Annotated in this window: 14 protein-coding genes and 1 tRNA gene; 5 read left to right on the top strand and 10 right to left on the bottom strand. The window is 64.7% G+C overall.

All coding sequences use genetic code 11. The features are described 5' to 3' along the window. Positions 1–137 precede the first annotated feature (137 nt). From LI337_RS05970 to LI337_RS05980, 3 genes are all read right to left on the bottom strand, one after another. Positions 138–209: transfer RNA gene (locus LI337_RS05970), tRNA-Ala, on the bottom strand. Between the two features lie 100 nt (positions 210–309). Continuing rightward, positions 310–750: an RNA-binding protein gene (locus LI337_RS05975; protein ID WP_227228859.1), complete on the bottom strand. Its 441-nt coding sequence runs from the start codon at positions 748–750 to the stop codon at positions 310–312. Between the two features lie 31 nt (positions 751–781). Then, on the bottom strand, positions 782–970 hold the full coding sequence (locus LI337_RS05980; protein ID WP_227228861.1) for a DUF1918 domain-containing protein: 189 nt from the start codon (positions 968–970) through the stop codon (positions 782–784). A gap of 255 nt (positions 971–1,225) precedes the next feature. On the opposite strand from LI337_RS05980, the gene LI337_RS05985 reads away from it, so the two are divergent. After that, positions 1,226–1,789, top strand: coding sequence for an NUDIX hydrolase (locus tag LI337_RS05985; protein ID WP_227228862.1), 564 nt, complete (start codon positions 1,226–1,228; stop codon positions 1,787–1,789). A gap of 40 nt (positions 1,790–1,829) precedes the next feature. Here LI337_RS05985 and lrpA1 read toward each other — a convergent pair whose 3' ends face one another. The 3 genes from lrpA1 to LI337_RS06000 all read right to left on the bottom strand — a co-directional run bounded on the left by lrpA1 (position 1,830) and on the right by LI337_RS06000 (position 5,296). Beyond that, entirely contained in the window at positions 1,830–2,258 is a 429-nt protein-coding gene (lrpA1, locus tag LI337_RS05990) for an HTH-type transcriptional regulator LrpA1 (RefSeq protein ID WP_227228864.1), read from the bottom strand. A 195-nt stretch (positions 2,259–2,453) separates the two neighbouring features. After that, entirely contained in the window at positions 2,454–3,392 is a 939-nt protein-coding gene (locus LI337_RS05995; protein ID WP_227228866.1) for a thiamine pyrophosphate-dependent enzyme, read from the bottom strand. Positions 3,393–3,394: 2 nt separating this feature from the next. Beyond that, positions 3,395–5,296 (bottom strand): 2-oxoacid:acceptor oxidoreductase subunit alpha, encoded by a 1,902-nt coding sequence (locus tag LI337_RS06000; RefSeq protein ID WP_227228868.1) that lies wholly within the window; start codon positions 5,294–5,296, stop codon positions 3,395–3,397. A 343-nt stretch (positions 5,297–5,639) separates the two neighbouring features. On the opposite strand from LI337_RS06000, the gene LI337_RS06005 reads away from it, so the two are divergent. Together LI337_RS06005 and LI337_RS06010 are read left to right on the top strand one after the other, a co-directional pair. Next, complete coding sequence (locus LI337_RS06005) at positions 5,640–8,927, top strand: PKD domain-containing protein (RefSeq protein ID WP_264474852.1); 3,288 nt, start codon at positions 5,640–5,642, stop codon at positions 8,925–8,927. Further along, positions 8,924–9,871, top strand: a complete 948-nt coding sequence (locus LI337_RS06010; protein ID WP_227228870.1) for a hypothetical protein — start codon at positions 8,924–8,926, stop codon at positions 9,869–9,871. Before LI337_RS06005 ends, LI337_RS06010 begins: the two co-directional genes overlap by 4 nt. 6 nt (positions 9,872–9,877) lie before the next feature. On the opposite strand, the gene aroC is transcribed toward LI337_RS06010, so the two are convergent. The 4 genes from aroC to aroA form a co-directional block, all read right to left on the bottom strand. Further along, positions 9,878–11,044: a chorismate synthase gene (gene aroC / locus LI337_RS06015; protein ID WP_227228871.1), complete on the bottom strand. Its 1,167-nt coding sequence runs from the start codon at positions 11,042–11,044 to the stop codon at positions 9,878–9,880. Positions 11,045–11,149: 105 nt separating this feature from the next. Further along, a complete protein-coding gene (locus LI337_RS06020; protein ID WP_227228873.1) occupies positions 11,150–11,290 on the bottom strand; it encodes a hypothetical protein in 141 nt (46 codons plus the stop codon). 69 nt (positions 11,291–11,359) lie between these two features. Then, the gene (locus tag LI337_RS06025) at positions 11,360–12,460 is read right to left on the bottom strand and encodes an alkaline phosphatase family protein (protein WP_227228875.1); all 1,101 of its coding nucleotides are present in this window, start codon (positions 12,458–12,460) and stop codon (positions 11,360–11,362) included. 2 nt (positions 12,461–12,462) lie between these two features. Then, a complete protein-coding gene (gene aroA / locus LI337_RS06030) occupies positions 12,463–13,764 on the bottom strand; it encodes a 3-phosphoshikimate 1-carboxyvinyltransferase (protein ID WP_227228876.1) in 1,302 nt (433 codons plus the stop codon). On the opposite strand from aroA, the gene LI337_RS06035 reads away from it, so the two are divergent. Further along, positions 13,751–14,053, top strand: a complete 303-nt coding sequence (locus LI337_RS06035; protein ID WP_227228877.1) for a hypothetical protein — start codon at positions 13,751–13,753, stop codon at positions 14,051–14,053. The two genes, aroA and LI337_RS06035, sit on opposite strands and share 14 nt — an antisense overlap. Then, positions 14,050–15,234, top strand: a complete 1,185-nt coding sequence (locus tag LI337_RS06040; RefSeq protein ID WP_227228879.1) for a M24 family metallopeptidase — start codon at positions 14,050–14,052, stop codon at positions 15,232–15,234. Before LI337_RS06035 ends, LI337_RS06040 begins: the two co-directional genes overlap by 4 nt. The last annotated feature ends 308 nt before the right edge of the window (positions 15,235–15,542 follow it).

The following is a 15,542-nucleotide window of genomic DNA, read 5'->3' on the forward strand; positions in this document are numbered from 1 at the left end:
AGTACAGATACTCGGTCTCCTCGCACGCCATGTGTGGAGTGACAGGTATCCCTCTGATAGATGATGGCCTACATGTTACCACAACGACGCAGTTTGAGTGGCCCGGTGTCTGTCGAGGGACCGACGAAGAAATCGAGTGGACTCGCCGGGATTTGAACCCGGGGCCTCTCCCATGCCAAGGGAGTGATCTACCCCTGATCTACGAGCCCGCGAACGCATCCACCAGTACCCCGGTAGAACACATAAGGGCTTCGACTTTGCGAAGTCCGCGAGAGCCAGTACCGCGCCGAACAGCCGACCCACCCGAACTCAGATCGCTTCGTCCCGCACCGCCTCCAGCGCCTCGCGCGCGTTCGCCACCGCCTTCTCGCGCTTCGCCGGGTACGCCTCGACCTTCGCGCGGAGCGTCAACCCCTCGCCGAGTCGGACCTCGCCACGGAACGCCGCCTGTTTGTCCAGTCGGAGGAACAGCGAGTTGTTGTCGTCGACGCGGTCCTCCAGTTGGTCGATCACGGCGTCGATGTTCGGCAGGTCTGTCAACCGCGAGAGGACGTGGCGCACGTCGTCGGCGTTGTCAACCCGCGCCGAGAGGACGACGATGCGGTCGCCGTGGAACCCGGTGTTCGTCACGCGCTCTACCTCGTACTCCTCGGGGAGGAACGTCCGGAGCGCCTGCTCGACGCGCTTCTCGTCTTCGGTCGCGTAACAGAACGTCCGCAGATCGACGTAGTGGAAGGGGACACTCGGCATGTGAGCAACGTAAGTCGGCAGGTGGAAAGCGTTACTCCTCGGACTCGACGGCTTCCAGTGCGTCCTCGGGGACGCCGGTCTCCTGGCCGTCCTCGAAGCTGATCGTGTAGGTCGCGTCGCCGAACATCGTCTCCATGACCTGCGTGATCGTCCCCGTCTCGCCGTCGAACTCGCTGTGTTTGTCGTGGAGAACTGCCTCGTCGTCTTTCTCGAAGCTCATGGACTGGGGTACCCCCGGCGCAGTGAAAAGTGAACTGATTACGACCGACGTGTCGGCTCCGGAGTTTCCGGAGTCTCCGGCGTCCAGGGAGCCACCGACCGACGCTCGCAGGCCGGGACCCGACCGGCGACGCTCCCCGGTCGAAGCCTTATTTTCCCCCGGGTTCGAAGCGCGTGGTATGAACACGGTCCCGTCACACTCGCGTTCGCGCTCGCGCGGGACACCGCGACACCGGCTTCGATCTAGGACGCGACGATGACGACGCTCGACGATCTGTGGTTCCTCGCGGACGAAGCGAACCAGCGCGCCGAACAGGCATACCACCGACTCCGCCGTCGGTACGACGAGTTCATGGAACGCTCGCTCGACCGGCGCGTCTCCCGCCCGCGCTTCCGGACGCTCGCCCGCCGCGTCAAGGAGACCGGCGCGCCCTTCGGTGCTCACACGATCGTCTACCGCGAGAACGGCGACCTCCTGCTCTGTCGCCACGAGGGCGTCGACCTGTGGGTCCTGCCCGGCGGCGGCGTCGATCCCGGTGAGACCTTCGCGGAGGCGGCCCGGAGAGAACTCCACGAGGAGGCTGGGCTGTCGGTCGAGTACGACGGTCTGGCGATGGCGAACCGCGTCCAGATCAGGTGTGACGCCTACGAGACGTGGGGCGTCCTCCCGGTGTTCGCGGCCGAGGCGGTGACCGAGACGCCGGCCGTCGCCGACCCGGACGACGAGATATCGTGTGCCCGGTGGTTCGACGACCTGCCCGAGGACACCCGCGACAGGACCGACCTCGAAGCGTGGCGCAGGCGGCAGTCGTTCGGGTGAGTGCAGTCGACGACAGTTCGGCCGAGCGGAGCGGATGCGTCTACTTCAGGCGTTCCTGCAGGAACGAGGGATGTGCGGCGGTGACACCGTCGACGCCGAGAATCGACTCGCTGATGACGTCGCCGAGTTCGTCGCCGTCGCCGGCCCGGACCTCGGCCATCAGCATGTGGTCGCCAGAGGAGGTGTAGAGTGCCTCGACCGCCTCGAGTTCTTTCAACGCCCGCGTCGCCTCCACGTACTGCTCCGAGGCGACGTCGATCCCCACTAACGCGATCGACTGGCTCGACAGTTTCTTCGGGTCCACGTCGGCGGAGTAGCCGACGATGACGCCGTCCGACTCCAACTTCTGGATGTACTTTCTGACGGTGGGTTTCGACACCTCCGCCCGGTCTGCGATCTCGGCGTAGGAAGCCTGCGCATCCTCCTCTAACACTTCGAGGATGCGGTCCTCGGTAGACGTACTCGACATAGACTGTAATTCGCGTGCCCGAAAAAATATCTTGCGAAGCCGAAAACGGTTCTCGGCCGCGAACAACCCGCCAGACGACGGCGGGTCTTCGCCGAGACGACGACTTTGTCGTGGCCCGCCGATGCGGGTCACGGCCCGACGATAGTCCGCAGGCAGTCCGGCGACAGTCCGCCGACAAGCCGGCGACAGACCGGCTTACTTGTGCTTGTCGAGGAACAGGTCGTGGGTCCGCTCCCACTCGTAGTCCTCGTCGAAGTACCGCTCTGCGAGCGGCGTCTCGGGCATCTCGCCGATCTGGCGCTTCTCCTGCCCGTAGGAGGGGCGCTCCTCGTCGCGGTAGTAGACGCCGGTGAGCACCTCGCCCTCGTACAGTTTGTCCTCGGTCGTCCGCATCATCTCCTGTGCCTCGGCCCGGTTCGTCGGGTCGAAGTCGTAGTCCTCGGAGTCGTTGATGTCGATGTACGGGACGTACTGCCGGGCGTCCTTGTTCCACGTCGGACACTGGGTCAGGAAGTCGACGTGCGCGAACCCGTCGTGTTCCATCGCCTCGATGAGGATGTCTTTCGCCTGGTTCGGGTTGACCGCGGCGGTACGCGCGATGAACGACGCACCGGACGTGAGCGACAGCGAGAGCGGCCGGATCGGGTCCTTCGCCGAGCCGTGGGGCTGGGTCTTGGACTTGTGGCCCTTCGGCGACGTCGGGGAGGTCTGCCCCTTCGTCAGGCCGAAGATCTCGTTGTTGAACACGATGTAGGTCATGTCGTGGTTCTCACGCGCCGTGTGCATGAAGTGGTTCCCGCCGATGCCGTAGCCGTCGCCGTCACCGCCGGCGGCGACGACTTCGAGACCGGGGTTCGCCAGCTTCGCGGCCCGTGCGACCGGCAGCGAGCGACCGTGGATCGTGTGGAAGCCGTAGCTCTCGAAGTAGCTGTTCAGCTTGCCCGAACAGCCGATCCCGGTACACAGCAGCGTCTCGTCGGGAGTCCGGCCCACCTCGGGCATGGCCTGCTTCAGCGCCTTCAGGACGCCGAAGTCACCACAGCCCGGACACCACGTCGGCTGTGGTTCGAGGCCAGGTGTGAACTCCTCACGGTCGATCTCTCGCTCTTCTCCGATTGCTGAGAATGCACTCATTGTCAGTCACCCGCCGCTGGGACGAACTTGGTCTCGTGGCCGGGCAGTTCCCCGCCTTCGACGATACTGGTCTCGAACCCGTCGACGATCTCGGCGGGCTCGAAGGGGTTGCCGTTGTACTTCAGGAGACTCGACAGCTTCCTGCCGTACTTGCCGAGTTCCTTCTGTGTCAGGCCGCGGAACTGCGCCGAGGCGTTCATCTCGACGACGAGACACTCGTCGACCGATTCGAGGAACGCGCTGACCTCCTCTTCTGGGTACGGCATCATGTCGCTGACGCCGAGCATCTTCACGGAGTGGCCGGCGTCGTTGAGCCGACCCACCGCCTCCTCGACGGTCCCCTGCATGGAGCCGAAGGTCATGATCCCGTAGTCGGCGTCCTCGGGACCGGCGTGGGCCTGGTTACCCTTCTCGTCGAGTTCGGCACGGATGCCGTCGAACTTCCGCATCCGCCGGTTCATCTGGTTGACGCGGTTGTCGGGGTCCTCGCTGATGTGACCCTGCGGCATGTGCTCGTTCCCGGTGGCGAGGAAGTGGCCACCCTTCTGCCCGGGGATCGACCGCGGGCTGACGCCCTCGGGGCTGTCGGCGTTGTCGTACTGGAACCGGGAGTACTTGCCCGAGGAGTCGTGGGGTGCGTCGACGAGTTCCTCCTCAGTCAGCGTGGAGCCGAGACTCGGGTCCGGCTCGCGGTCGAAGAAGCTCGCCGGGATGTTGCGGTACTCGCCGGAGAGCTTCTGGTCGTAGATGACGATCGAGGGGATCTGGTAGTCGTACGCGATCTCGAAGGCCGTCCGGGTCTGCTCGTAGGCCTCGGCCGGGTCGGCCGGCGCGAAGACGACGCGGTTCGAGTCACCCTGCGACGTGTAGAGGACGTGTTCGAGGTCGCCCTGTTCGGGCTTCGTCGGCATCCCGGTCGAGGGACCGGCGCGTGTCGCCTCCAGCAGGACGAGCGGCGTCTCGGACATCTCCGCGAGGCCGAGCGGTTCGGACATCAGTGCGAACCCACCGCCGGAGGAACCCGACATCGCCTTCACGCCGGCGTGGCTCGCACCGATGGCGAGTGCGGCCGCCGCGATCTCGTCTTCGACCTGCTCGGAGATGCCTCCGACCTCGGGGAGGTTCTGCGACATGATCGTGAAGACCTCGGTCCACGGGGTCATCGGGTAGCCCGCGATGAACCGACAGCCGGCGTCGAACGACCCGTAGGCGATGGCGTCCGACCCGGAGACGAGCACCTGCTCCTCGTCGTGCTCGCCGGTCGGCACGGTCACGTCGGGCGCGTCGGCGTCGAACTCCGCTTGGACGAGTTCGTACGCCTCCTCCAGAATCTCCAGGTTCGGCTCCAGAATCTTCTCCGGCATCGCGTCCCGCATCAGCTCCTCGATCCACTCGGGGTCGATGTCGGCGATGGCACACGTGACACCGACACCGGCGGTGTTCCGCATGACCTCACGGCCCTTCTCGCGGGCGAGGCTCCGCAGGTCGATGTCGTAGACGTGCCAGTCGTTCTCCTCGACACGCTCGTCGAAGTTCTCGATCTCGGAGGTGTCGAGCAGGCCGGAGTCGTAGACGATGACGCCGCCTTCACGCAGTTCGTCGAGGTTCTCGTAGAGCGGCTTGGCTTCCTCGTTGCCGTAGTAGGCGTTCTCCTTCGGGTTCCGGGCGAAGGAGTCACCCAGCGCGAGCAGGAAGTTGTAGCCGTCTCCGCGAGACTTGACGGGCTCTTCGGACGCTCGGATCTCCGTGTACGTGTGGCCACCGCGAATCCGGGACGGGTAGTGCCGGTGGGTGAACACGTGCAAGCCTGAGCGCATCAGGGCTTTGGCGAAGTTGGTGCTGGTGGAGGCGATACCGTCGCCCGAACCCCCAGCGATTCGCCAGATGAGTTCGTGGTCAGTCATATTTTGAGGTCACGACCCTCCGTCGGGTCGTAAGTGGTTGGACCTTTCCCCGGATTCGCCTAAAGCCTTTGCTATGCGTTGACAATGGAAGATAATTAAGGACCTATGATGTCGCCACTCGGCCGGTGCTCGTCGCGACACTCGCGTCCAACTCCACGACGATCTGACCGAATCAGATAAGCTACGGTTGATTCATCTAACTCTATCTCACCAACATTTAAGTCGGGTAGCGGGACAATGCCCGTCCAACTCGATGACACGATGGCTGTCGATACTGCTGGCAGTGCTGGTGACGACGACGCTGGTGCCGACTGGAACGGCGGTCCCGGCGAACGAACCACCGTTGCCCGACGCGGGACTCGACCAGACGGTCGAACGTGGGGCGACGGTCTTCCTCGACGGTACAGGCTCACGCGACCCGGACGGCACCATCTCGGCGTACGACTGGACGATCCGGGACACGGCGACGAACGCGACGGTCACCACACGCTCGGGAGAGATTCCCTCCTTCGTCCCACCCGACCTGGGTCGGTACGCCGTCACGCTGACCGTGACGGACGACGACGGAGCGTCTCGCAGTGACACACTCTACGTCACTGTCGAACCGGGCGACGGGCCGAACGTCTCGGTGAGCGGTCCCGACGCGCCACAGGTCGGGAGTGTCGCACCGTACACGGCGCAGTTCTCTGCCGGTGCCGCAAACCTCTCGCACGTCACGTGGCGACTCGACGGGACGGTCGTTGCCAACCGAAGCACCGGTTCGGAGGCGAAGACGGACACGTTCCGCAAGACGTTCCCGACATTGGACGAGCGTGAGCTGACGGTCACGGTGGTCGACGAGGACGGCCTCGATGCGACGGCTCGATTACCTGTCGACCCTCGTCAGTCGGACGGTGGCGAACCGCCGACCGACCCGATCGCACCCGGTCAGAACCCGACCGTGGTCGGACCACAACTCGTGACGGGCACAGAGCCACTCGAAGCGTCCTACTCGGTGGACCTCGACGCGGCGGACCAGGTCACGGACGTAGAGTGGCACGACGCGGGCGGCGTCCGCGACGGCGGTCGGTCCTCGACCGTGACCTGGGACCCCGGTGTCCACGACTACTACGCGGTCGTCACCTACACCGACGGGTCGAGTTCCGTGGCGAAGTTCGCGGACGGCACGACGTCGGTCGTCGCCGACCCGAAACCGAACGTCGCACTCGACTCGCTGACCACGGTCGGTGGGATCGCTGGCACGACCACGGCTACCGACGCGTTCGACAACCTAGACTCGCTGACGGTGCGCGTCGACGGCTCGGTCGTCGCTCGCTGGCCGAACAGTCGTCTCCCACCAGGGGCGGACAAGGGGGTTCACTCGCTCGACTTCGGCGCACCGGGCGTCGATCCGAACAGTTCCCACCGACTGAAGATCGTAGCGACTGACCGACGTGGCCAGCGCGACGTTCTCACGCGGACGGTGACGCCCGATGGAGTCCCGCGTGTGATCTCGTCTGGGTTCGTGAACACGCCCGTCGATTCGTATCACGAACGCATCGACGCGAGTCGGTACGCTGGCCACCACGTGATTCGAATCGCGCTGAACGGTGTGAGTCGGGAGAAGATCGAGTGGCGACTGGCCGGTGCCAGTGAAAGCGATATGATGCGAATAGATCAGGGAAGGTACTCTCAGTACACTGAGTACGATGCCGACGGAGATATTCTCACGGTACATAGCTTCTGGGCCGGACCATCCCCGAAAGAGTATGAGGTTGACGCACAGATTCTCGTCGAGCGAAGTGGTAGGCAGAAGCTGGTACGTGGGTGGACCGACGAGTTGAATGTCACACCGAGTGATCCCGAACTTCGACTCAACGTGACGTTCGACGGGACGCCTCACCAGAAGACTCGATGGGGCATCGTGATCGATGCAAGTCGTTCGTTCGATCCCGATGGGACCAAGTTAAATTATTCATGGGGCTACGGGGCCGAACCCACTAAAACCGACAACACTACCGCCAAGTTCGATTCACATCAGCGTGCGGAAATCACTATTGAGGACGGGTTCGAGAACCGAGTAAGCAGAAATCACTCGTTCCATCAGTACTACGCCCCACCACTCAAGCAAATTAATAGTTCACGAGAGGGTCTGGTGGCTAAGAACACAACGATAGAAATTCCAGTTCGGACAGAAGAATACACCTTCAGTCACGACACGTACGAAATCGATCTCGAAACAGAAGTCGAACACTCGGATGCACACGTCGAAAATTGGCACAGAGAGTACGACAATTCGACCAGTGGCATCGAGATCGAGCGCCACTGGGAAGGCACCCTGGTAATCCAAGCGTCAGAGTTCGTCGACGGGAACGAACAGCCAGTGGTGGTCGTGAGAAACGCCGAGAAGCCCGAGCAGACAGTGCGAAAACAAACTGTTCCGGCACCGACGGTCGTACAGGACGTCTCGTCCGTCCGTCGCAATGTAACTGTCTCGGACCTCCGGTACCAAGTCCTCCGACCACGGGTCAGGACTATCGAGGTCCAACAGCGGGAGAGACGCGACTACTTCGTGTCCAAAGGGTACTCGATCACGGATACGCAAATATCCGGAACCGAGTACTCGATCCAGCAGTACACGAAGGTCCAAGAAGCGAAGTACGAGGAGAAACAGACGGCGTTCCGGCGGTCTTCGACTCGCCGCCAGTTCCTCGCCCGTTCTCCGGCGTGGCACGCTGCGGGAACCGAGACGACGACGGAAGAAGTCACGGTTCGACGCTCAGAGTGGCGCGACGAGATGGCTGGTAGAGGATACTTCACAGGGAAAACACGGGATGTCTTGACCGACCCTGCAGAGTACCGCACCGAACGGGAGTACGAGTACACGACAACCGAAGAGAGGACGGGGACGAAGACTGTCACGAAGTACAAGACGATCACCGTCACTGAGACGAAGACGCGAACCGTGACGGTCTGCAACCGGTACTTCGGGTGCTACGAGAAAGAAGAGACGTACACTGTCGAAAGGGAGAAGACGATCTCCTACGAGAAGACGGTCGAGTACACGTACACCGTAGAAGAGACTCACGACTACTGGGCCTTCGACAAGCGTGGGTGGGGTCACGACCCGACCGGAGACAGCCGACGTGTGAAGGTCGATGACGCGGAGTACGAGACGCAGTATCGGTTCCAGTACACCGATACCGAGAGACGAGAGACGACACGGTATCTCGCCGAGACGACCGTCCAGACACAGGAAGAGAAGTACGACTGGCGACACCATCTCACGACGAAGGACAAAGGCTTCGCGGAGAGACTGGTTCTCAGTGAAGACTATCGGATCGGCTCGACATCGGCGACCAAGGCGTGGGAACTAACAAAACAAGTCGGTGAAAGGAAAACCATAACTAACTCGTACGACGACGCGTCAGACGTGCTCGAAACCCGAGCGAACGTCGAAGGGGACCTCCACCGTCGCGCGCTCGATCCACGCACCGGTGAGTTCGTCCGGCTGAACAGCACGCAGTTCGAACTGGACTATTCCAGTGACGAAGCCGAGACGAAGCCCGAAATCGTTCACAACGTGACGACCGACGAGTCGGAACGATGTGATAGAACGACTCTCGGACGGTGTGGAGGGCAGAGTCGATGAGTTGGATCAAATTGACACTCATCGCTGTACTCCTCGTGTCCAGTGTTCAACCAGCCGCAGGGGGCGTAGCTCCGGATATCGACACAGTCCATCATCAGCCTAATGAGCTACTGCAAGAGAGGGAGCTGAATGGAAGTTTCGGGATCAACTTCACTGTGTCGTTCGACGAGCAGAGTCGAGTGGCCACAGTAACCGCACATAACGGACTCGACAGAACGCAAGAATCGGTATTCGTGATCAACGTCGACGACCGCCCGTTCTCGTCGACGAGACACAACCTTTCGTCGGGAGAAAGCAAGAGCTGGCGAATCAATGTCACTGACGGGCTCAATGCGGTGGAAAAGAACCACACGGTAACCATTTCCACCCGTGGCGACTACGTCCAATACAACTTCACCGAGGAGTTCGACCCGGACGAGACAGAGGTGCTCCCCGTCCCCAGAATCACAGACGTAACGGTAGAGAATGGGACGATCAGAGGAGAACCGTCTACCGTAGCGATGGTTACTCTCCGAAATCCATCGGTCCAGACCTACGGAATGAAACTGATGGCCTTCACAGAAGGCACCGACGGGAGTCTGTACCCGTCGTCAGTTAGTCCTAAGAGTAATAGGACTATCAAAGTCGAACTCCTCGACCCACGCGGTAAACTCGTCGCCGGTGAAGTCCGACTCTACAGTGGGAACCTCTCGGCGGGCGACGGTGGCATCGACCAAGTCGAGTTCGTCGGTCGTGCAGGCGAAGAGACGAACCACTGGAACCAGTCGTACGAAGCCGTCAAGGGAACGTGGCGGAAGGACAACTACGTCTATCAGAACGAGTCCGTGCCCGACTCCGACGTCGATCCACTCGTCGAAGGCATCGACGACAGACTCGTCGGTGCTGGCGTCGCCGCCGCCGTACTCGCCCTCCTCGCCGTCCTCCTCGTCGCCAGACGACGCTAAGCTCCCTCACTCCTCGTCCATATTCGCCGGACTGCGCGGGTGGTAGTCGGTGTCGTACTCGCCCGGCCGGTCGTCGATGCGTTCGGGGTTGATCCGCCCACCGAGCAACATGAAGTCCAGCACCGTCACGTACAGCATCGCCTCGACGACCGGCACCGCACGCGGCGGGAGGACGGGGTCGTGGCGACCGACGACCTGCACCTGCTTCTCCTCGCCGGTCTCCCAGTCGACCGTGGTCTGCTCTTTCGGAATCGAAGTCGGCGCGTGCCAGGTCGCCTCGCCCCAGATGGGCTGGCCGGTCGTGATGCCACCCTGGAGACCGCCGTGCTTGTTGCCGACCGGCGTCGGGTCGCCGTCCTCGTCGAACTGCCAGTCCTCGTTGCGGTCGTGACCGGTCCACTCGCGGGCGTCCTTCCCGAGACCGAACTCGAAGGCGGTCGTGGCGGGGATGGAGAACATCGCCCGTCCGAGTCGCGACGGGAAGGAGTCGAAGCGCGGCGCGCCGAGGCCGCGCGGGACGCCGTGCGCCTCGAAGTAGATGCTCCCGCCGATGGAGTCCCCCGCTTTCTGGTACTCGTCGATGCGGTCGCGCATCTTCTCGGCCGTCTCGGGGTGGGCACACCGGACCTCGTTCTCCTCCGAGTGTTCGAGTATCTCCTCGAAAGAGACGTCGGGGGCCTCGATGTCGCCGATCTGGTTGACGTGCGCCTTGATCTCGACGTCGTACTCGGAGGCGGCGAGCACCTGCTTTGCGACCGCGCCGGCCGCGACCCAGTTCACCGTCTCGCGGGCCGACGAGCGACCACCGCCGCCCCAGTTACGCGTGCCGAACTTCGCCGAGTAGGTGAAGTCGCCGTGGCTCGGCCGCGGCGCGGTGACGAACGGTTCGTACTTGCCCGAGCGGGCGTCCTTGTTCTGGATGACCATCCCGATGGGCGTCCCGGTGGTGTAGCCGTCCTGCGTTCCGGAGTTGAGCTTCACCTTGTCCGGTTCGCCCCTGCTCGTCGTGATCATCGACTGGCCGGGCTTGCGTCGGTCGAGATCCCGCTGGATGGTCTCCTCGTCGAGTTCGACGCCGGCGGGACAGCCGGAGACGGTGACACCCATCGCCTCCCCGTGGCTCTCGCCGTAGGTGGTGAACTGAAAGAGTCGGCCGAAACGATTGCCGTTCATTACCACGGCGTCGGTGCCGGGAGCATTTGAAACTTGCATTCGACGCAAGGACGTGTCGGCTCGGTCGTCGGCGGACGAGTGCCGGCGAGGACTCGACGGTCACCCTCACAGTTCGTCGGCCCGCACGGCGGCGAACGGGACCAGCATCTCCTCCGGGGTGAGACCGCCGTGCATCCCCACCATGTCGAGTTCGGCCGGTTCCGCCTCGCCGAACCACGTCCCGAGCCAGTCGTGGCTGAGGATCAAGTCACCACACCGTCGGCGGAAGAGTTCCGAGACCGGCCGGTCGCCGAACAGGTTCCGGTCGAGTGCCTCTTACCGGGTGAAGACGTGCGCGTCGAGGTCAGAGAGCGCGCGGCGGGTCTCCTCGACGGTGCCCTCCTGCAGGTGGAGGTGGACGTTCCGCATACTGCCGGAGAGACAGACCGGCGTCCCGTCGGCGTGCCGGCGGAGGTTCGCCATCAGGGTCTCGTTGTCGGAGAGGTCGACGTTCCGGTCGGGGTCGGTGTTCACGTGGCCGTGGTCGGCCGTGATCAGCAGGAGCGTGTTCGCCGCCGTCTCCGCGTCCAAGTCTGCAACGAACGCGGACAGTTGCTCGCAGACCGTCGCGAGCGTCGACTGGAAGTCGTCGCCCTCGGTGCCCGAGTCGTGGGAGACTGCGTCGACGTGGGGCACGTAACCGTAGACGTAGCCCGGCGTGGCGCTAGCCATGGTGACGCCAGCGAGCCGTGCGCCGAACTCTTCGAGGTCGCCGTACTCGTGTTGTGTCACGCCGGGACTCGACTCGGGGAACGGCTGGAGGCGATGGCAGTCGACGCCCGCGTCCGCCAGTCGGTCGTAGTGGTACGAGACGCCCGTACTGGCCTCTGGTGCGACGAGCACCGCTTCGTCACCGGCCGTGACGTGCGCTGCACCCGCCTCGGGGCCCGCTTTGACCCGCCCCCCGAGCGGCAGGAACGACCGGTCGGTCTCGGGGTCGTAGACGTTCCAGCCGGTGCGACCGTGCTCGCAGGGGAGTTGGCCGGTCTCGAAGGTCGTGATCGCGGCGGCCGTCTCCGAGGGGTAGACCGACGTGAGTGGTGTGACCGTCCCGCCATCGGTGAGTCGGCCGAGGAAGTCGTAGTCGCCCTGGTCGCGCTTCCACGAGTCGAGGCCGTAGCCGTCCACGACGACCGTCACGATGCGGTCGACGCTCGTACCGAAGCCGGCGGCGTTCCCGTCGGTGGCGTCGTCCGTCGTGACACCGTCGACGCCATCGAACACGTCGGCCGGGAGCGGTCTGTCGGCGTCGGCCCCGAACAGTGCCGCGATGGTGTCCGAGACGTTGCCGAAGCAGTAGTCCTCGTACGCCGGGAAGACGGCTCCACCCTCCTCGTGTTCGTCGCGGAGTTGGCGTTCGATCTCGGTCCGGAGCACGGTCAGTCCCGGTGAACCTCGGCACCGAGGTCGTACAGCGTGTCGAAGAAGCCCGGGAACGACACGTCGACGTGTTCGGCACCGCCCACGGTCGTCGTCCCCTCCGCCACGAGGCCGGCGAGGCCGAGCGACATGACGATGCGGTGGTCCGCCCGGCCGTCGACGCGGGTACCGACCAGTTCGGTGTCGTCGCCGTGGATCGTCAGCGTGTCCTCCTGCTCGGTGACGTTCGCGCCCAGTTTGGCGAGTTCTTCCGCCATCGCGCTCACGCGGTCGGTCTCCTTGTAGCGGACGTGTTCGCAGTTGACGATCCGGGTGTCGCCGTCCGCGACCGCCCCGAGAGTGGCGATCGTCGGCAGGAGGTCCGGCGTGTCGCCCACGTCGACTTCGACGCCCGAGAGGGCCGAGCGGTGGACCTCGATCTCTCCGGCCTCGCGGTCCCAGTCGATCTCCGCGCCCATCCGGTCGAGAACGTCGACGATGGCACTGTCGCCCTGCGCGCTCGGCTGTGCGCCCCGGACGAGCAGTCCCTCGTCGTCTGCGGCGATGGCTCCGGCGGCGAGCAGGTACGACATCGAGGAGAAGTCCCCGGGCACGCGGTACTCGCCGTCTGCCGGGCGGTAGGACTGGCCCCCCTCGACGGCGAAGCCGTCTTCGGTCTGCTCGGTCTCGACGCCGAAGTCGGCGAGCACCTCGAGCGTGATGTCGACGTAGGGGGCCGACTTCAGTTCCGTCTCCAGGTCGACCTCGATCCCCTCGTCGGTCACCGCACCGGCCAGCAACAGGGCGGTGATGTACTGGGAGGAGACGTCGCCGGGAATCGAGACACTGCCTCCCTCGATGGCTCCGCCGACCACGACGGGAGCCTGTCCGTTCCGCCGGGTGCTCTCCGCCCGGCCGCCGAGTTGCTCGACCGCGTCCAGCAGGGGCCCCTGCGGCCGCGACCGCAGCGAGTCGTCGCCGGTCAGCACGGTCAGGCCGTCGGCGAGGGCGGCACAGGCCGTCACGAGGCGGATCGTCGTCCCGCTGTTCGCACAGTCGATCACGTCGTCCGGGACTTCGGGCCGGCCGTCGAAGCCGGTCACGTCCAGCGTGGCGTGCTGTCGGCTGTCGTCGTACGCGACCGTGCCGCCGAAGGCTTCGACCGCGCGGGCGGTCGCCTTCGTGTCGGCGCTGTCGAGGGCGTCCCGGACGACCGCGCCGTCGCTGTAGCCGGACGCGAGAATCGCCCGATGGGTGTAGCTCTTCGAGGGCGGCGCGCGCGTCGTCCCGTGGACCCGCGAGGGCGAGATGGAGACGTTCATGTTCGACGCGTCGGCGACCCGGACAATGAGACTACCGGAGGTGGCGAGGCTGGCGAGGAGACCACCGGTGGTGGAGAGCCTGGCGAGGGGATCACTGGTGGTGGAGAGCCTGGCGAGGAGACCACCGGTGGTGGAGAGCCTGGCGAAGGGATCACCGGTGGTAGAGAGCCTGGCGAGGGGATCACTGGTGGTGGAGAGCCTGGCGAGGAGACCACCAGCGGTGAGGAGGATGGTCGACCTTCCGCGAGGACAACCCCTTTACCCGCCGGCGACGCCCTCGGTGGTATGAGCCGCGATCTCTCTCGACTCGACAGCTTCCTCGCCGACGCCGGCTTCGACGGCTACCTCGTCGCCGACGACGGCGAGGACTCCGACCAGCGCTACCTCGCCGGCTTCGACGCCCCCGACGAGTTCGTCACCCTCCGGGCCGACGGCGAGACACACCTCCTCGTCTCGGGCCTGGAGTACGGTCGCGCGACGAAGGAGGCCGAGGCGGACCACGTCGTCCGGTATTCGGACTACGACTGGGCCGAGAAGGTCGAGCAGTTCGGCCGCGAGGAGGCCCGCATCCGTATGCTCGCGGAATTCGTCGCGGACTGCGGTGCGGGCGCGAGCGACCTCTCGGTCCCGGCGTCGTTCCCCCTCGGCACCGCCGACCCGCTTCGAAAGCGGGACCTCTCGCTGACGCCGGAGACCGACGAGGTCGTCACCGAGATTCGCGCGACGAAGACCGACGAGGAGGTGGCCGCCATCCGCGAGGCACAGCGCGCGAACGAATCGGCGATGGCTCGCGCCGAGGAACTGCTCCGGGCGGCGTCGGTCGCCGAGGACGGGACACTCCGGCACGAGGGCGAGGTGTTGACGAGCGAACGCGTCGCCGAGGCCATCGAGGTGACACTGCTCCGGGAGGGCTGTGCACTGGACGAGACTATCGTCGCCTGCGGGAGCGACGCCGCCGACCCGCACGACCGGGGGAGCGGTCCGCTCGTGGCCGGCGAGGCGATCATCGTCGACATCTTCCCGCGCAGCAAGGCGACGGGTTACCACTCGGACATGACTCGGACGTTCGTGAAAGGCGAGGCGAGCGCGGAGATCGAGTCGTGGTTCGACGTGACCGACGAGGCACGCGAGGCCGCGCTGGCGGCGGTCGAACCCGGCGTGACCGGCGCAGCAGTCCACGACGCGGTGTGTGACGTGTACGAGTCGGCGGGTCATCCGACGCTTCGGTCCGACCACACGACCGAGACGGGGTTCATCCACAGCACCGGGCACGGCGTCGGCCTCGACGTGCACGAACTTCCCCGCGTGAGTCCGGGTGGTGGCGAACTGAAACCGGGACACGTCATCACCATCGAACCGGGGCTGTACGACCCGGCGGTCGGCGGCGTCCGCATCGAGGACATCGTGGTCGTCACCGACGACGGCCACGAGAACCTCGTGGAGTACCCGGTCGAACTGGTCGTGGAGTGAGCAGACGGAGACGACAGCAGGTCGACTGACTACGATCGACTGACTGGCGAGCACCTGACCACGATTGACTGACTGGCGAGCACCTGACCACGATCGACTGACTGGCGAGCACCTGATCACGATCGACCGAGGGCAGGCCGACCGCCGTCCACCGACAGACAGCAGACCGACCGCCGTCCACGAGGACGGCACACCGGGCACTCTCGGGAGTCGGCGACCGAGCGACGCGAGGGAGCCGACGACCACGCCGAGAGAGCGACGGTTCGACGACGAGTCCGAGAGGCAGAGACCGCGTTCGGTTCCGAGCC

The sequence above is a fragment of the Salinirubrum litoreum genome (assembly GCF_020567425.1).
GTDB lineage: Archaea > Halobacteriota > Halobacteria > Halobacteriales > Haloferacaceae > Salinirubrum > Salinirubrum litoreum.